This is a genomic window from Streptomyces palmae (assembly GCF_004684805.1).
GTDB classification, from domain to species: Bacteria; Actinomycetota; Actinomycetes; order Streptomycetales; family Streptomycetaceae; genus Streptomyces; species Streptomyces palmae.
Genome location: NZ_SRID01000029.1, coordinates 16,162 through 33,128 on the forward strand (window position 1 = coordinate 16,162; position 16,967 = coordinate 33,128).

Genomic DNA, 16,967 nt, shown 5'->3' on the forward strand with positions numbered 1-16,967 from the left:
GTGAAGAAGAGATGCCGTTGACCCCCGAGGACGTGCGGAACAAGCAGTTCACGACCGTCCGCCTCCGAGAAGGCTATGACGAGGACGAGGTCGATGCCTTCCTCGACGAGGTCGAAGCCGAGCTGACCCGGCTGCTGCGCGAGAACGAGGACCTGCGGGCCAAGTTGGCCGCCGCGACCCGCGCCGCCGCGCAGAACCAGCAGCAGAATATGCGGAAACCTCCCGAGCAACAGGAGCGGCCAGGCGCCCCGGTGCCCGCCGCCATATCGGGCCCGCAGCCGGTGCCTCCGCAGCAGCAGCAGATGGGCGGTCCGCCCCAACTGCCCAGCGGTGCACCCCAGCTGCCTCCCGGTCCCGGTGGTCACGGCCCGCAGGGCCCGCACGGCCCCGGCCCCATGGGCGGCCCGATGGGTCCCGGCCCGATGGGTCAGAACGGTCCGATGGGCCAGGGCGGACCCATGGGCCAGGGTGGCCCGATGGGCCAGGGCGGTCCGATGGGTCAGGGCGGACCCATGGGCCAGGGCGGTCCGATGGGTCAGGGTGGCCCGATGGGCCAGGGCGGTCCGATGGGCGGCCCCGGCGGCCCCGGCCCGCAGATGCAGCAGCCTGCTCAGGGCCCCGGCGGTGACAGCGCCGCCCGTGTGCTCTCGCTCGCGCAGCAGACGGCCGACCAGGCGATCGCGGAGGCCCGTTCCGAGGCCAACAAGATCGTCGGCGAGGCCCGCAGCCGCGCCGAGGGCCTGGAGCGCGACGCCCGCGCCAAGGCGGACGCGCTGGAGCGGGACGCGCAGGAGAAGCACCGTGTCGCGATGGGCTCCCTGGAGTCCGCCCGCGCCACGCTGGAGCGCAAGGTCGAGGACCTGCGCGGCTTCGAGCGCGAGTACCGCACCCGCCTGAAGTCCTACCTGGAGAGCCAGCTGCGCCAGCTGGAGAACCAGGCCGATGACTCGCTGGCCCCGCCGCGTGCCACCGGAGCCCCCTCGCTGCCGCCGTCCCCGTCGATGGCCACGGCCACGGCCGGGCCGATGGGCGGTCACAGCATGGGCGGCAACCAGCCCATGAGTGGCGGTCACACGCAGGGCGGCGGCGCGCCGTCCTACGGCGGCCAGCAGCAGATGGCGCCGGCGATGACCCAGCCGATGGCACCGGTGCGCCCGCAGGGTCCGCAGCCGATGCAGCAGGCGCCGAGCCCGATGCGGGGCTTCCTGATCGACGAGGACGACAACTGACAGCAGACGATCGCACGTAGTCGTCGACACGGGCCGGGCCCGGGACTCCACGTCCCGGGCCCGGCCCGTTTCCACCCCCACCCGGTGCGCCTTCGCTGCCCACCCCTCGTGTGGGTGAGACCCCGCTGTCGCACACGAGATGCCGCCGTCGAGTGAACCTGCCGACGCACGACCGACCCGACTCGGCGCAGCGAAAAGCCCCCCGATCCACCCGCTACGAGTGGATCGGGGGGCTTCTGGCCATCTCTGCGAGAAGGCCGGACGCGCGCCCTGAAGAGGTACTGGGAACCGCGCCCTGAAGGGGCGCGGAGAACTGCGCGACCAGTCACAGCCGACCCGCAGCCGAAATACCCCGCGCCCCCCAAGCCGCCCCCGCGGACGCGCCTACGCCTTGCGCAGCCGGAACCTCAGCCCCAACCCCTCGTCCGCGAACTCCTCCCCGTACGAGCCGTCCGGCTCCCCACCGGCAAGGTCAACCGCCAGCACCTCGTCCGCGATCAGCCCGCTGTGCTCGGCCAGCGCCGCCTCGGTCTCCGGGTCGGTGGCCTGCCAGCGCAGTGCGATCCGGTCGGCGACATCCAGGCCGCTGTTCTTCCGGGCCTCCTGGATCAGCCGGATCGCGTCGCGGGCCACACCCGCACGCCGCAGCTCCGGGGTGATCTCCAGGTCGAGGGCGACCGTGGCGCCCGCGTCCGAGGCCACCGACCAGCCCTCGCGCGGGGTCTCGGTGATGATGACCTCCTCCGGGGAGAGCGCCACCGGCTCGCCGTCCACCACCACCGAGGCGGTGCCCTCGCGCAGGGCCAGCGACAGGGCGGCGGCATCGGCCTCGGCGATCGCCTTGGCCACCGCCTGGACGCCCTTGCCGAACCGCTTGCCCAGCGCACGGAAGTTGGCCTTGGCGGTGGTGTCCACCAGGGAGCCGCCCACCTCCGACAGCGAGGCCAGCGAGGACACGTTGAGCTCCTCGGTGATCTGGCTGTGCAGCTCGGGGGAGAGCGCCGCGAAGCCCGCCGCGGCGACCAGCGCCCGGGACAGCGGCTGCCGGGTCTTCACCCCGGACTCGGCACGGGTTGCCCGGCCCAGCTCGACCAGCCGGCGGACCAACTGCATCTGCTGGGACAGCTCGGGGTCGATGAGCGCCTGGTCGGCCGTCGGCCAGCTGGACAGGTGCACCGAGTCCGGCGCGTCCGGGGTGACCGGCACGACCAGGTCCTGCCACACCCGCTCGGTGATGAACGGGACCAGCGGGGCCATCAGCCGGGTGACCGTCTCCACGCACTCGTGCAGGGTGCGCAGGGCGGCGGCGTCACCCTGCCAGAAGCGGCGGCGGGAACGGCGCACGTACCAGTTGGACAGGTCGTCCACGAAGGCCGAGAGCAGCTTGCCGGCGCGCTGGGTGTCGTACGCCTCCAGGGCCTGGGTGGTCTGCTCGACCAGGGTGTTGAGCTCGCCCAGCAGCCAGCGGTCCAGCAGCGGCCGGTCGGCCGGCGCCGGGTCCGCCGCGCTCGGCGCCCAGCCGGAGGTACGGGCGTACAGCGCCTGGAAGGCGACGGTGTTCCAGTAGGTGAGCAGGGTCTTGCGCACCACCTCCTGGATGGTGCCGTGACCGACCCGGCGGGCCGCCCACGGGGAGCCGCCGGCCGCCATGAACCAGCGCACCGCGTCCGCGCCGTGCTGGTCCATCAGCGGGATGGGCTGGAGGATGTTGCCCAGGTGCTTGGACATCTTCCGGCCGTCCTCGGCGAGGATGTGGCCCAGGCAGACGACGTTCTCGTAGGAGGACTTGTCGAAGACCAGGGTGCCCACGGCCATCAGCGTGTAGAACCAGCCGCGGGTCTGGTCGATCGCCTCGGAGATGAACTGCGCCGGGTAGCGCTTCTCGAACAGCTCCTTGTTCTGGTACGGGTAGCCCCACTGCGCGAAGGGCATCGAGCCCGAGTCGTACCAGGCGTCGATCACCTCGGGCACCCGGGTCGCGGTCTGCCCGCACTCGGGGCAGTCGAAGACGACCTCGTCGATGTACGGGCGGTGCGGGTCCAGGCCCGACTGGTCGGTGCCGGTCAGCTCGGACAGCTCGGCCAGCGAACCGACGCAGGTCAGATGCGAGTCGGCGCAGCGCCAGATGGGCAGCGGGGTACCCCAGTAGCGGTTGCGGGACAGCGCCCAGTCGATGTTGTTGCTGAGCCAGTCGCCGAACCGGCCGTGCTTGACCGAGTCGGGGTACCAGTTGGTCTTCTCGTTCTCCCGCAGCAGCGCGTCCTTCACCGCGGTGGTGCGGATGTACCAGGAGGGCTGCGCGTAGTAGAGCAGCGCGGTGTGGCAGCGCCAGCAGTGCGGGTAGCTGTGCTCGTAGGGCACGTGCCGGAAGAGCAGGCCGCGTGCCTTGAGGTCCTCGGTCAGGGCCTCGTCGGCCTTCTTGAAGAACTGGCCGCCGACCAGCCCGACGCCCTCCTCGAAGGTGCCGTCCGGGCGCACCGGGTTGACCACCGGGAGGCCGTAGGCGCGGCAGGTCCTCAGGTCGTCCTCACCGAAGGCGGGCGACTGGTGCACCAGACCGGTGCCGTCCTCGGTGGTCACGTACTCCGCGTTGACCACGTAGTGCGCGTCCTCGATGTCGACCAGGTCGAACGGGCGCCGGTAGGCCCAGCGCTCCATCTCGCGGCCGGTGAAGGACTGGCCGGTGAGCTCCCAGCCTTCGCCCAGCGCCTTGCCGACCAGCGGTTCGGCGACGACCAGCTTCTCCTGACCGTCGGTCGCCACCACGTAGCGGACCTCGGGGTGGGCCGCCACGGCCGTGTTGGAGACCAGGGTCCACGGGGTGGTGGTCCACACCAGCAGCGCCGCCTCGCCGGCCAGCGGTCCGGAGGTCAGCGGGAAGCGGACGAAGACCGAGGGGTCCACCACGGTCTCGTAGCCCTGCGCCAGCTCGTGGTCGGACAGGCCGGTGCCGCAGCGCGGGCACCAGGGGGCCACCCGGTGGTCCTGGACCAGCAGCCCCTTGTCGAAGATCTGCTTCAGCGACCACCACACGGACTGCACGTACGCGGGGTCCATGGTGCGGTACGCGTCATCGAGGTCCACCCAGTAACCCATCCGGGTGGTCAGCTCGGCGAAGGCGTCGGTGTGGCGGGTCACCGACTCGCGGCACTTGGCGTTGAACTCGGCGATGCCGTACGCCTCGATGTCCTGCTTGCCGCTGAACCCCAGCTCCTTCTCGACCGCCAGCTCCACCGGCAGGCCGTGGCAGTCCCAGCCCGCCTTGCGGCCCACGTGGTAGCCCTGCATGGTGCGGAAGCGGGGGAAGACGTCCTTGAAGACCCGGGCCTCGATGTGGTGGGCGCCGGGCATGCCGTTGGCGGTGGGCGGGCCCTCGTAGAACACCCACTCCGGGCGTCCCTCGGACTGCTCCAGGCTGCGGGCGAAGACCTTGTTCTCACGCCAGAAGTCGAGCACGGCGTGCTCCAGGGCTGGCAGGTCGACCTGAGCGGGCACCTGGCGGTACTGCGGCTGTGGACTCATCGCGGGGTTCCTCCGGCGGACACGTCGCTTTCGTTCCGTCGGAGGGACGAGAGCCTGTGCGCTCCCGCGGTACCACCCTCCTTGACCGCGGGCGGGCACGCCCGCGATCCCCTCATTGGGATCGCGAAGCCGGTTCTACTGACCCTGGGAGACCGATGGGCGGAGCCCACGGACCAGAGCGTTCTTCCGGCGGCTCCGGGGTGATCCTTCGCATCGCGCTCGCCCCCGGGCTCGCACCGTCCCCGGGTCGCTCATGGCTGCGTACGACGCTACTCGTCCCCATCCACGCCTTTCGCTGCTCCCCGAGCTCTCGGCTTCTCTCCGAGCCTTCGGCCGGGAGGTGCCCCAGAGCAGGGGGTGCTCCCACAGTGTACGGGCCCTGGCGCACCGTGCCGACCGGAATTCTCGGCTGCGCCGACCGGCCGTACGGGACCGCCCGAGCGGCTGGGGCGGAACGCCCGCGGGGCTGCGGGGCCCCGCCGCCCTCGTACCGGTCCGGGCCGCGGGTCAGCGGGGCGGTTTGGGCGGCGTGCCCCGTTGCCGCCCGCTCCGAGTCGATTTATCGTTCCGGCACGATGCGCGAGCACGATCACAATATGTGAAGGGGCCGCGGCCATGGTCGCCAAGAAGACCGCTTCGATCGAGCAGGTCACACCGGAGGACGCCCCGGGGCGGACCACCCGGCCGCGGGGTGCCGCGGCACGGCGGACGGCACCGGCGAAGAGGGCGCGCCCGTCGCCCGACGCGACGGCAGGCGAGGACCCGGCCCGTAAGGCCGCGGCCCGGGAGAACGGCGCGGCTCCGGCGAGGCGCGCCGCCACGAGGAAGGCGCCCGCGGAGAAGACGACCGCCCGGAAGCCGGCGTCGACGACCTCGGCCCGCACACCGGCGGCCCAGCGGCCGGCGGCGAAGGGGCCGGCGCGGAGGGCGGCGGGGCAGAGCGCCGCGAAGAAGACCCCGGCCGGGGACCGGACCTCGGACGTGAGGCGGCCCGCGGACGAACAGGGAGAGCCGGCCGCACCAGCTGAGGAAGCGGTGTCCGCGAAGCAGACGGGAGCCAGCACCGTGGCGCTGAAGAACACCCCCGACCCGACGAGTCCGCAGCACCGGTCCCCGGACGGCGCGGGCGCCGCGCCCCCGAAGCGGGCCGCCCCCGGCGAGCTGGCGGTACGGGAGGGCGAGGAGCCCTGGACCCCCGCCGAGGTGGCCGAGGCCCGCGGCGGGCTGGAGCAGGACGCCCAGCGGCTGCGCACCGAGATCCTCTCGGCCGAGACGGCGATCAGCGGCCTGATGCGCGACTCGGGTGACGGCGCGGGCGACGACCAGGCCGACACCGGCACCAAGAACATCACCCGGGAGCACGAGCTGGCACTGGCCTCCAGCGCCCGCGAGCGGCTGCTCCAGACCGAGCGCGCCCTGGAACGGCTGGACGCCGGCACCTACGGGCTGTGCGAGAACTGCGGCAGGGCCATCGGGAAGGCCAGGATGCAGGCGTTCCCGCGCGCCACACTGTGCGTGGAGTGCAAACAGCGTCAGGAGCGCCGCTGACCGCTCGTACGGGTGTGCCGTACGCTCGTCTCAGCCAGGCGGCGATCGGCGCCGGACGGAGACGTTGAGGGACGCACGTGACAGAGGCGGAGCAGGCCATCGGAGTGCCAGACGCGGACAGCGGTGACGAGGCCGGAACGGCGGCGGACGCCGCACGGACGGGGGCGGGGCAGCCGGAGGCCGCGGCGGGCAACCGCCGGCGGCAGATCGTGGTGCTGCTGTCGGTGGCCGCCTTCGCGTACCTGTTGGACCTGGTCAGCAAGCTGCTGGTGGTGGCGCACCTGGAGCACCACGCACCGGTCGAGCTGCTCGGCAGCTGGCTGCAGCTTGAGGTGATCCGCAACAGGGGGGCGGCCTTCGGTTTCGGTGAGGCGATGACCATCGTCTTCACGGTGATCGCCGCCGTGGTGATAGCGGTGATCGCACGGATCGCCCGCAAGCTGTACAGCCTGCCGTGGGCCATCGCGCTGGGCATGCTGCTCGGCGGTGCCTTCGGCAACCTCACCGACCGGCTCTTCCGCAGCCCCGGCGGGCTCCAGGGCGCGGTGGTGGACTTCATCGCCCCCGCGCACTTCGCGGTCTTCAACCTGGCCGACTCGGCGATCGTCTGCGGTGGCTTCCTGATCGTGATCCTCTCCTTCCGGGGCCTGGACCCGGACGGCACCATCCACCGCGACTGAGCGGCCGGGTACGGCACCGTCCACCGCTGCTGACCCCGTCCCCGCACGGCACCGGGCCACCGGGCCGAGCCGTCCGGGTACGGGGCGCCCGCCACCGGGCCGGGCCTCCCCGGTACGGTGCCGCCCGCCGCGGCTGACCCCGCCGGGTACGGGGCGGGCGCCGCTCCGGAGGGGCTCGTGGGCCGTCCGCGGTAAGACGGCTGTGCGAGAGCCGCCGCGCGGTCCGGCATACTCGACGGGTGAGCACGATTCCCGAGATCCGTACCCTGCCCGTGCCCGAGGGCCTCGAAGGCGAGCGTGTCGACGCCGCCATCGCCCGTATGTTCGGCTTCTCCCGGACCAAGGCGGCCGAGCTCGCCGCGTCCGGGAAGGTCCAGGTGGACGGCAGCGTCGCCGGAAAGTCCGACCGGGTGACCGGCGGGGCCTGGCTCGAAGTCGAGATGCCGCAGGCCGCGCAGCCGGTGCGGATCGTCGCCGAGCCGGTCGAGGGCATGGAGATCGTGCACGACGACGAGGACATCGTGGTGATCGTCAAGCCGGTCGGGGTGGCCGCCCACCCCAGCCCCGGCTGGAGCGGTCCCACCGTGATCGGCGGGCTGGCCGCGGCCGGCTACCGGATCTCCACCTCCGGCGCGGCCGAGCGGCAGGGCATCGTCCACCGGCTGGACGTGGGCACCTCCGGGCTGATGGTGGTGGCCAAGTCGGAGCGCGCCTACACGCTGCTCAAGCAGCAGTTCCGGGAGCGGGTCGTGGACAAGCGCTACCACGCCCTGGTGCAGGGCCACCCGGATCCGCTCAGCGGCACCATCGACGCGCCGATCGGCCGCCACCCCACCCACGACTACAAGTGGGCCGTCACCGCCGAGGGCAAGCCCAGCGTCACCCACTACGACCTCATCGAGGCGTTCCGCGCCGCCAGCCTGCTGGACATCAAGCTGGAGACCGGACGCACCCACCAGATCCGGGTGCACATGGCCGCCCACCGGCACCCCTGCGTGGGCGACATGACCTACGGCGCCGACCCCACGCTGGCCAAGCGGCTGAGGATCACCCGCCAGTGGCTGCACGCGGTGCGCCTGGGCTTCGAGCACCCGGCGGACGGCGGCTGGGTGGAGTTCCAGAGCGCCTACCCCGAGGACCTCCAGCACGCGCTGGACACCGTCCGGGCGGAGAGCGCCTAGCACCTGGCGGGATCCCGGGCCGCCGCAGTGCGGGGAGGCACCTGACCGGAGCGATGGGGACCCTCGTCGCGGTGCCGGGCCGGAGGCCGCGTGGCAGGGTGGAACCCTGATCCGCAGACCCAGCCCGGAGGGCCCCGCGTGGACCAGCTAGCGCTGCTGTTCGCCCTGATCCTCGGGTGCGTGGTGACCGTGCCCCTGGGGGAACGGCTGGGGCTGCCCGCCCCGGTCCTGATGACCCTGCTGGGCATCGTGCTGGCGCTGCTGCCGTTCATCCCCAACGTCGCCGTACAGCCCGACTTCATCCTGCCGCTGGTGCTGCCACCCCTGCTGTACGCCGCGGTGCAGCGCACCTCCTGGCGGCAGTTCCTGGCCAACAAGCGGGCCATCTTCCTGCTCGCGGTGGCCCTGGTGTTCGTCACCACGGCCGTGGTGGCGGTGGTGGCGCACGCGGTGGTGCCGAACCTGACGGTGGCCGGGGCGCTGGTGCTGGGCGCGCTGGTGGCACCCCCCGACCCGGTCGCCGCCACGGCGGTCGCCGGCAAGCTGGGCCTGCCGCGGCGCATGGTCTCGCTGCTGGAGGGCGAGGGACTGTTCAACGACGTGACCGCCATCGTGCTGTACCACGTGGCGCTGCTCGCGGCGGTCAGCGGTTCGTTCTCGCTGCCCAGCGCCGCCATCGCGCTGGTGCTCTCGGCCGTGGTCGCGGTCGCCGTCGGGCTGGCGCTGGGCTGGGTGGCGAACAAGCTGATGGGCCTGCTGGAGGACCCGACCCTCCAGGTGGGGCTGACCCTGCTGATGCCCTTCGTCGCCTATGTGCTGGCCGAGGAGTTCCACGGCTCCGGAGTGCTGGCGGTGCTCACCTCCGCGATGTTCCTGGCCGAGCACGCGGTGGACCCGGACGACGTCCAGGGACGGCTGACCGCCACCGCGTTCTGGGAGGTGGTCGACACCCTGATCACCGGGGTGGCCTTCGGCCTGATCGGCCTGGAACTGCACAACGTGACCAGCACCGCGGAGCGGCGCTGGCAGACCCTGCTGGGCTACGGCGCGATCGTGGTCGCCGTGGTGGTCGTGGTCCGCCTGCTGTGGCTGCTGCCCGCCGCCTGGCTGGCCAAGCGCCTGCACCAGCGGCGCGACGTGGACGAGGACATCCCGCTCACCTGGCAGGAGACCGTGGTGATGTGGTGGGCGGGGATGCGCGGGGTGGCCTCGGTGGCGCTGGCCCTGGCCATCCCCTTCACGGTGGACAGCGGAAAGGACTTCCCGGCCCGCGACGAGATCCTCTTCATCGCCTTCTCGGTGGTGCTGGCCACCCTGCTCATCCAGGGCCTCACCCTGCCCTGGCTGGTCCGCCGGCTGCGGGTGAGCGCGGACGCGGCCCGTGAGGAGGCCATGGAACGCGAGCTGGCCCACCGGGTACTGGCGGCCGGCCGGCAGCGGCTGCGGGAGATCGAGCGAGTAGAGGACCTGCCCGAGGAGCTGGTCCAGCTGCTCGCCCGCCGGGTCTACGACCTCGGGGCGCGGATCTCCCCGGACATCGTGGACGAGGACCGCCGCGAGGCCCATGAGCAGCGGGTGGAGCGGACCAGACACGCCCAGCGCATCGAGGGGGAGCTGCTGTCCGCGGCCCGGCGCGAGGTACTGGCCGCGCGCAGCGACCCGGAGTTCGACCCGGAGGTCGCCGACCGGGTGCTGCGCCATCTGGACATGCGCAGCCTGCGGTTGCGCTGAGCTGGCCGTGCCGGGGGAGCGGTGGCCCGCGGCACCGCGCCGACCTGGCACGATGGAGCCGATCCAGTCACCATCGAGAGGGAAGTGACAGCCGTGCCGGCCTCCTCCGCATCCTCCGGGCCCGTCCCGGTCCTTCTTCTGCACTCGGCGTACGGGCTGCGCCCGGCCGTGCACGCCGCCGCGGACCGGCTGCGCGCCGCCGGGTTCGAGGTGCATGTGCCCGATCTGTACGAGGACCAGCCGGTGCGGATCGCCGAGACCGTCGAGGACGGCATGGAGATCAAGGAGAAGATCGGCCATGAGGAGCTGCTGCGGCGCGCGGTGGTGGCCGCGGCGCCGCTCTCCGAGCGCGGGGTGATCTACGCCGGGTTCTCGCTGGGCGGCTCGCTGGCGCAGAACCTCGCGCTGGCCGACGAGAAGGCGCGCGGGCTGCTGCTGCTGCACGGCACCTCGGACATCGCCGAGGACGCGTCCACCGACGGGCTGCCGGTGCAGCTGCATGTGGCGGACCCGGACCCGTTCGAGCCGCACGACTGGCTGAACGCCTGGTACCTGCGGATGGGCCGGGCGGGGGCCGATGTGGAGGTCTTCCGCTATCCGGGCGCGGGCCACCTCTACACCGACCCGGAGCTGGCCGACTTCGACGAGGAGGCGGCGGAGGCCACCTGGCGGGTGGCGCTGGCCTTCCTGGCCGAGCTGTGACGCACCCGGCGGCGGCCCGGCCGGCCGCACGCTGACGCACCGAGCGGCCCGCCCAGCCTGACGGGCTGAGCGGGCCGGGAGCCGGGGTCCCCGCGGCCGGTCAGCGGGGTGCGGCGCCCCGGGGCCCGGTGGGCACGGCCCGCACGGGGCCGTCAGCGCACGGGCTGGTCCACGCGCTCCACGCGCTGGGTGCCGGCGAGGGTGCGGTAGGAGCGGGCCCAGCTGGAGGTGGCCTTCGGGTCCGTCTTGTCCGACAGCGTGTAGTAGTCCATCTGGGTGCGCTCGGCGGTCACGTCGAGCACCCCGTAGCCATGGCTGTCCAGGTCCACCCACTTCACATGGCGGTTGGCGGCCTTGACCGCGGCGGCGGCCACCAGGGACACCGTCTGCGGCGCCACGTGCAGGATGTCGTCGATGTTGTCGGAGGTCACCGAGGTGACCACGAACTCGGTCGCCGCGGACCGGGACAGCGGATAGGTGGCGGCCGTCACCGGTACGTCGCTGGCCCACGCCGTGTGGATGTCGCCGGTGAGGAAGACGGTGTTGTCGATGCCGCGGTCGGTCAGATGGGCCAGCAGTTCGCGCCGGTCGTCGGTGTAGCCGTCCCACTGGTCCGCGTTGACGGCCAGCCCCTCCTTGGGCAGCCCCAGCAGTTCGGCGAGCGGGCCCAGCAGATAGGCCGGTACGGACCCGAAGGCCACCGGCGAGATCATCACCGAGTTGCCCACCAGCTGCCAGGTGGCGCCGGAGGAGGCCAGCCCGGACTTCAGCCAGTCGAGCTGGGCCCGCCCGATGATCGTCCGGTCCGGGTCGTCCACCGCGCCGCTGCCCGCCTTGGCCTGCTGCGAGCGGAAGGAGCGCAGGTCCAGCAGGTGCAGATCGGCCAGGGTGCCGAAGCGCAGCCGGCGGTAGGTGGTGCCCTCGATGGAGGGCCGCACCGGCATCCACTCGAAGTACGCCTGCTTGGCCGCGGCGACCCGCTGGGCCCAGTCGCCCTCGGTGCCCGGTGTGTGGTTCTCCGCCCCGCCCGACCAGGTGTCGTTGGCGAACTCGTGGTCGTCCCAGATCGCGATGGTGGGAACGGCCTGGTGCAGCGCCTGGAGGTCGGCGTCGGTCTTGTAGCGGCCGTGCCGGGTGCGGTAGTCGGCCAGGGTGGTGATCTCGTGGGTGGGGGCGTGCTGCCGCACCACGTACTGCGCCGCCGGGTACGCGCCGCTGGCGTACTCGTAGATGTAGTCGCCGAGGTGCAGCACCGCGTCCAGGTCGCGGCGGGCGGCCAGATGGCGGTAGGCGGAGAAGTAGCCGGCCTCCCAGTTGGCGCAGGAGACCACGCCGAAGCGGATGCCGCCGGACGCGCCCGGCGCGGGCGCGGTGCGGGTGCGCCCGACCGGTGAGGCCGCCCCGTCGGCGGTGAACCGGTACCAGTAGTCGGTGGCCGGCCGCAGGCCGCGTACGTCGGCCTTGACGGTGTGGTCGGAGGCGGCCGAGGCGGTGACCGAGCCCTGGGCCACCACCGCGTCGAACGCGGCGTCGGTGGCGATCTGCCAGCCGACCTGGAGTGCCCCGCCCCGGCCGGAACCCGGCTCGGCGCCGGGCTCCGGGGTGACCCGGGTCCACAACAGGATCCCGTCCGGAAGCGGGTCGCCGGAGGCGACACCGTGCAGGAACTGCGGGCCCCCGCTCGCGGCGCGCGCGGAGGGGAGGCCGGTGACGAGCGGCAGGGCGGCCGCGGTGGCGGCCACGGCCGTGACGGCGGCACGGCGCGATATGGAGTCATGGCGAGGAGTCACGGACGCAAACCCTACTGCCAAGTAGGTCAAAAAGCGCCCAACGGACGGGCTTCTCCCGAGAGTTGTCCCACCGGTCACCCGTCCCCACTCTCAAGCGAAAGTGCTTCACCTCCCGTTCATCGGGGCGTGACCCGGGATGCGCTCCGGACGGGCCATGGGATGATCTCGGCCGCGTGAGCCCGTGTCCCGAGTCGGCGGCCGTCAGGTCACCGCTCCACCGGGTCGGGCGTGACCTTCATGTCTCCGTGGGCTCCTGATCGTCGTGTTCTTGCTCCTGCGCCCAGGTGGTCGCCCACTCGTCGAGCGGACGGAGGGCGTGACCGAGTGCTGTCCCCAGCCGAGTGAGCTCATAGCCATCGGCCGAGGGGGCGATGATCCCGCTCGACGCGAGTTCGCGGAGCCGCTGGTAGAGGACGCTGGACGACATCCCTTCGCACCGTGCCAGCAGCGCGCGGGCACCGAGCGGACCCGCACGCAGCTCCCAGAGGATGCGCAGCGCCCACCGACGGCCGAACAGGTCCAGCGCGGCCATGAGGGGACGGCCGGTCGTCGATCCACGAACCGGTGTTCCTGGGCGCGGCGTCGGCATGGCCCTCCTTGCGTTTCTTTATTCGAAACACTAGCATCCGCCTGGCCGTTTCTGATTTCGAAACGAACTCGACAGGAGAGCCGATGTCGCGGACAGCCCTGCTGGAACCGCCGTACACCGACCAGGCCGGCGCCGTGCGCGGAGGGGGTCGCTACGAGTTGGGCCGACAGCTCACGTCTCTGGACGGAGGTCGTCATGCATAAGTTGGTGGTCCTGTATCCCGAGCCCGCCGACCCTGACCACTTCCGCGACTACTACGTGACCAACCACCTTCCGCTGGTCATGAATTGGCCCGGTCTGCTTGCGTGGCGCTACAGCTTCGACGTGGCGGCGACCGAGGGAGAAGCGTCGTATTTCGCGGTCTTCGAGGGCGACTTCGCCGACGCCGCCGCCATGGCCGCGGCGCGGGCGTCGGCGCACGGCCAACGGCTGGCCGCCGATGTCGCCAACTACGCCACCGGGGGTGCGGTCGTCATCCACTATCCGGTGCAGGGCGGCACCGGGTGAGGCGGGCCGGTACGCTCCGGGACGCGTTCGGTTGGCCGTCGCGGCCAGGTCCGGCCATCGGCGGACGCCGTTCGCGGTTGCCGGTTCGTTGAGCGTCAAAGGTGGGCCGATGCCCTGGCCGGATGTCACGGTGGTCGATGCGTGCGTGCGGCGCGACGGCCGGGGCGGTAGCCCCACGGCCGTCACCGACGACGACCCGGCGGCGACGGACGCGGACCGGTGTGCGGTCGCTGCTGCGGCCGGCACCTCGCACGCGGCGTTCCTCGGCCCGGGGCGGACGCCGGACGGTGGCCGGCCGGTCCGGTTCTTCACCGCCACCGCCGAACTGTCCGGCTGCGGCCACGGCACCGTTGCCGCGCAGGCCGTCCGGTTGACCCGCACCGGGCTGGACGAGCTGAACGACCGCCAGCACACCGGCGGGCGCACGTTCGACACCGTCGCGATCCGCCGCCCCGCCGGCATCGAGGTGTGGTTCGACCAGGGCCTCGTCGCGCTGCGTCACCCGGCACCGGACGAGCGCGCCGCGCTCGTCGCCGCGCTCGGGCTCACCGCGGACGATCCGCATCCGACCGATGTGCCGCGGATCGCCGCGCCCGGCGCACCACGCATGCTGGTACCGGTCCACGACCGGTCGGCGCTGCTCCGGGTCCGCCCGCACCTCGGCAGGCTGACGGCGGCGTGCCGGCGGTACGGGCTCCTCGGCTGTTTCGTGTACGTACCGCCGGTGGGCGACCGGCCGGGCGCGGCGCGGATGTTCGCGCCGGCGATCGGTGTCGACGAGGACGTCGCCAACGCCAACAGCACCGGCTGCCTGGCCGCCCACCTGCTCGACACGACAGGGGCGCAGACGGTCGCGATCGAGGTGGAGCAGGGCGACACCCTCGGTCGGCCGGCCGGCGTGCTCGCCTCGGCCCGACGCGGGCCGGCGGGCATCACGACCCGGGTCGGCGGGTTGGCGGTGGTCCGCGACGGACACTGAGGTGACGACCGGGCCATCCTCTTCGGCGATCCGCGCAGGGGCCTGGGGCTGTCCGCCGCGGTCAAGCGGGACCGGCCACCGACGCCGTTCAGCTGCCCGTCACCCGCCCCGCCCTCACGCGAGGGCGTCTCGCGGGGGAGGGGCGCGGTCGAGCGCCCCTCCCCGAGCCGCTACTTCTTCATCGCCGGCTGGATCATGGCGTGGAAGTCCTCGGGCTTCAGACCGCCCAGGCTCACCTTCTCGCCGTTCATCAGGAAGCCCGGGGTACCGGTGATGCCCTTCTCGACGGCCTTGTCGAACTCCTTGTTCATGGCGATCGCCCACTTGTCGTAGGTGCCACCGCGGACGTCCTTCTCGAACGCCTTGTTGCCCTTGAGCTCCGGCACCTCGTTGGCGATCTTGATCAGCAGCTTGTCGTCCGAGAAGGCGTCGTCGGTCTCCTCGGGGTGGTTCTTCTCCGCGTAGAGCGCCTTCTTGTACTCCAGGAAGGCGTCCGGGCTGACGTTCAGCGCGGCGCCCAGGGCGCTCAGCGCGTTCTTCGAGCCGGAGCCGCTGATCTGCTTGTTGTCGTCGATGAAGGCGACGATCTTGAACTCGGCCTTGAACTTGCCGTCCTTGAGGTCCTTGGCCACGGTGTCGCCCAGGCCCTGCTCGAACTGGGCGCAGATCGGGCAGCGCATGTCCTCGAAGACGGTGAGGGTGTTCTTCGCCTTCTTGTCACCGATCAGGATCGTGGTGCCCTTGTCGCCGGTGGTGTTGGCCGGCGCGACGTACTTCGTCTTGTCCGCCGCGGTCTTCCACTCCTTGTTGCTCACCTTGGAGTTCTTGCTGCCGCTGGTGGAGTTGCTGATGGCGAAGCCGACACCGCCGGCGATGGCCAGCACGGCCACGATGGCGCCGCCCATCGTCAGCTGGCGGCGCATCTTGTCCTTCTTCGCCTGCCGCTCCCGCTCCGCGCGCAGCCGCTCCCGCGCCGCCTGCTTGTTGGCCTGGCTGTTCCGGTTGCTCATGGTGATGTCTCCGAAGGTCGTGTGGTGGATGGTGAAAGGTTCAACGCCGTGCTCGGGCGGCCGGATACGTCAAACGGCCGGAACCGGGCACGGCGGACCCCGCCGTACCACCGAATGGACCAGGAGAGGGAGGGCTCTGGGGGTGCGGTCGCGGCGCGCGGGCCGCACCGGGAGGGGGTGCTGGGCGACCGGGGCGCAGGCCTCGGTGGCCGGCAGCGGCCGGAAGGCGAAGGCGGCCACCGCGTGCAGCAGCCGGGCGACCGCCGCCTCACCGCGCCGCAGCCAGGCCGCGGCCAGCAGCCCGACCGCGACATGTGCGGCGAGCAGCAGCCAGGGAGAGGTGCCGAGCAGCCCGGAGGCGACCCCGGAGGGGCCGGAGACATGCGCGAGCGGCCCGCCCACACTGCCCCCGGCACAGGCGAAGTCCACCCCGAAGGCGCGTAGCGGGCCGGTGACCGGGCCGCCGGTGGGGCCGTAGCAGGCGTGCTGACCGCTGGTGAAGGCGGTGTCGGCGGCCAGTTCCAGCGGGATCAGCAGGGCCGCGATATGGCCGTAGCCGCGCTCCCGGCCGGCCAGCACGTAGGCGAGGGCGAACACCCCCACCGCCAGGCCGCCGACCATGGTGATCGGCAGCGGCATTCCGGACAGCAGGACGTGCGACGCGGCGGACAGGGTCACGCACAGCGCCGTGAAGAGCGCTGCGCGTGCCGCCCGCAGATGAGTCGCAGAGATGTCCATTGGCGCAGAGTGTGCCATGACCGGGTGTAGGCGTCGCGTCAAGGTTCGGTATCGACGCGACGCCCACGGCTCGTGCCGGTCTAGAGGTGGTCGTCCACCGCCTTCCGGTACTCGGCCGCGGTCATCGGCGGGCCGCCGCTGGAGGAGGTCAGCACCTGGCCGTCCAGGTCGATTTCCGGCACCCCGGACTTGCCCGAGCCGAGGAAGGCGGTGGCCACCTCACGGGCCCACGGGTCGTATGTGCCGTTTGTCACGTCCTTGGCGAAGGCGGCGTTGTCCTTCAGCTCGGGCACCTCCTGGGCGACCTTCAGCAGGTAGTCGTCCTTGGCGAAGGAGTCGGTGGTCTCCTCGGGGTGGTTGGCCGCCGAGTAGAGCGCGTGCTTGTACGCCATGAAGGCGTCCGGGCTGACGTCCAGCGCGGCGCCCAGCGCGCTGAGCGCGTTCTTCGAGCCGGAACCCTGGATGGAGGGGGAGTCGTCGAGGAAGGCGGCCATGTGGATCCGCGCCTGGTACTTGCCGTCCTCGACGTCCTTCATCAGGGTCTCGCCCGCCCCCTGCTCGAAGGCGGCGCACACCGGGCAGCGCATGTCCTCGTAGACGTCCAGCTGGTGCTTGCCCGCCTTGCCGACCAGGATGGTGGTGCCCTTGGGGCCGGTGGTGTTCGCGGGCGCGACCAGCGGGCCCTTGGCCCCCCAGGCGCCGCCGCTCCCGCCGCCCGAGGCGCCACCGGTCGAACCGCCACCCGTCGAGCCCCCGCTGCC

General features: G+C 72.3%; 14 protein-coding genes. 8 read left to right on the forward strand and 6 right to left on the reverse strand.

Translation table 11 applies throughout. The features are described 5' to 3' along the window. Window positions 1–11: 11 nt before the first annotated feature. Window positions 12–1,229, forward strand: coding sequence for a DivIVA domain-containing protein (locus E4099_RS05515; protein WP_135337802.1), 1,218 nt, complete (start codon window positions 12–14; stop codon window positions 1,227–1,229). A gap of 384 nt (window positions 1,230–1,613) precedes the next feature. On the opposite strand, the gene ileS is transcribed toward E4099_RS05515, so the two are convergent. Then, complete coding sequence (gene ileS, locus E4099_RS05520) at window positions 1,614–4,751, reverse strand: isoleucine--tRNA ligase (RefSeq protein ID WP_135337803.1); 3,138 nt, start codon at window positions 4,749–4,751, stop codon at window positions 1,614–1,616. A gap of 1,035 nt (window positions 4,752–5,786) precedes the next feature. On the opposite strand from ileS, the gene E4099_RS35015 reads away from it, so the two are divergent. From E4099_RS35015 to E4099_RS05550, 5 genes are all read left to right on the forward strand, one after another. Next, window positions 5,787–6,299: a TraR/DksA family transcriptional regulator gene (locus E4099_RS35015; RefSeq protein WP_342451904.1), complete on the forward strand. Its 513-nt coding sequence runs from the start codon at window positions 5,787–5,789 to the stop codon at window positions 6,297–6,299. 77 nt (window positions 6,300–6,376) lie between these two features. Continuing rightward, window positions 6,377–6,979 carry a signal peptidase II gene (locus E4099_RS05535; protein ID WP_135337806.1) on the forward strand — a complete coding sequence of 201 codons (603 nt, stop codon included), beginning with the start codon at window positions 6,377–6,379 and terminating at the stop codon, window positions 6,977–6,979. A gap of 239 nt (window positions 6,980–7,218) precedes the next feature. Continuing rightward, the gene (locus tag E4099_RS05540) at window positions 7,219–8,160 is read left to right on the forward strand and encodes an RluA family pseudouridine synthase (protein WP_135337807.1); all 942 of its coding nucleotides are present in this window, start codon (window positions 7,219–7,221) and stop codon (window positions 8,158–8,160) included. A 138-nt stretch (window positions 8,161–8,298) separates the two neighbouring features. Further along, window positions 8,299–9,891, forward strand: coding sequence for a Na+/H+ antiporter (locus E4099_RS05545; protein ID WP_135337808.1), 1,593 nt, complete (start codon window positions 8,299–8,301; stop codon window positions 9,889–9,891). A gap of 93 nt (window positions 9,892–9,984) precedes the next feature. Continuing rightward, window positions 9,985–10,593, forward strand: coding sequence for a dienelactone hydrolase family protein (locus tag E4099_RS05550; protein ID WP_135337817.1), 609 nt, complete (start codon window positions 9,985–9,987; stop codon window positions 10,591–10,593). Between the two features lie 152 nt (window positions 10,594–10,745). Here E4099_RS05550 and E4099_RS05555 read toward each other — a convergent pair whose 3' ends face one another. Both E4099_RS05555 and E4099_RS05560 read right to left on the reverse strand, forming a co-directional pair. Continuing rightward, window positions 10,746–12,383 (reverse strand): alkaline phosphatase D family protein, encoded by a 1,638-nt coding sequence (locus E4099_RS05555; protein ID WP_135337809.1) that lies wholly within the window; start codon window positions 12,381–12,383, stop codon window positions 10,746–10,748. Window positions 12,384–12,618: 235 nt separating this feature from the next. Continuing rightward, window positions 12,619–12,915, reverse strand: coding sequence for a winged helix-turn-helix transcriptional regulator (locus E4099_RS05560; RefSeq protein ID WP_135337810.1), 297 nt, complete (start codon window positions 12,913–12,915; stop codon window positions 12,619–12,621). A gap of 252 nt (window positions 12,916–13,167) precedes the next feature. Between E4099_RS05560 and E4099_RS05565 the strand changes: the two genes are divergently transcribed. Both E4099_RS05565 and E4099_RS05570 read left to right on the forward strand, forming a co-directional pair. Beyond that, the gene (locus E4099_RS05565) at window positions 13,168–13,479 is read left to right on the forward strand and encodes an EthD family reductase (protein WP_135337811.1); all 312 of its coding nucleotides are present in this window, start codon (window positions 13,168–13,170) and stop codon (window positions 13,477–13,479) included. A 109-nt stretch (window positions 13,480–13,588) separates the two neighbouring features. Continuing rightward, window positions 13,589–14,458: a PhzF family phenazine biosynthesis protein gene (locus E4099_RS05570; RefSeq protein ID WP_135337812.1), complete on the forward strand. Its 870-nt coding sequence runs from the start codon at window positions 13,589–13,591 to the stop codon at window positions 14,456–14,458. A gap of 170 nt (window positions 14,459–14,628) precedes the next feature. On the opposite strand, the gene E4099_RS05575 is transcribed toward E4099_RS05570, so the two are convergent. From E4099_RS05575 to E4099_RS05585, 3 genes are all read right to left on the reverse strand, one after another. After that, window positions 14,629–15,468 (reverse strand): thioredoxin domain-containing protein, encoded by an 840-nt coding sequence (locus E4099_RS05575; RefSeq protein ID WP_135337813.1) that lies wholly within the window; start codon window positions 15,466–15,468, stop codon window positions 14,629–14,631. Window positions 15,469–15,537: 69 nt separating this feature from the next. Further along, entirely contained in the window at window positions 15,538–16,206 is a 669-nt protein-coding gene (locus E4099_RS05580; RefSeq protein WP_135337814.1) for a hypothetical protein, read from the reverse strand. 80 nt (window positions 16,207–16,286) lie between these two features. Next, the coding region (locus E4099_RS05585) for a thioredoxin domain-containing protein (protein WP_135337815.1) at window positions 16,287–16,967 on the reverse strand (681 nt) is incomplete at its 5' end.

Bases quoted from the DNA above. Each gene is read 5' to 3' on its own strand.
- E4099_RS05575 (WP_135337813.1), bottom strand. From the start codon at position 15,468: ATGAGCAACCGGAACAGCCAGGCCAACAAGCAGGCGGCGCGGGAGCGG.
- E4099_RS05580 (WP_135337814.1), bottom strand. From the start codon at position 16,206: ATGGACATCTCTGCGACTCATCTGCGGGCGGCACGCGCAGCGCTCTTC.
- ileS (WP_135337803.1), bottom strand. From the start codon at position 4,751: ATGAGTCCACAGCCGCAGTACCGCCAGGTGCCCGCTCAGGTCGACCTG.
- E4099_RS05570 (WP_135337812.1), top strand. From the start codon at position 13,589: ATGCCCTGGCCGGATGTCACGGTGGTCGATGCGTGCGTGCGGCGCGAC.
- E4099_RS05560 (WP_135337810.1), bottom strand. From the start codon at position 12,915: ATGGCCGCGCTGGACCTGTTCGGCCGTCGGTGGGCGCTGCGCATCCTC.
- E4099_RS05515 (WP_135337802.1), top strand. From the start codon at position 12: ATGCCGTTGACCCCCGAGGACGTGCGGAACAAGCAGTTCACGACCGTC.
- E4099_RS05565 (WP_135337811.1), top strand. From the start codon at position 13,168: ATGCATAAGTTGGTGGTCCTGTATCCCGAGCCCGCCGACCCTGACCAC.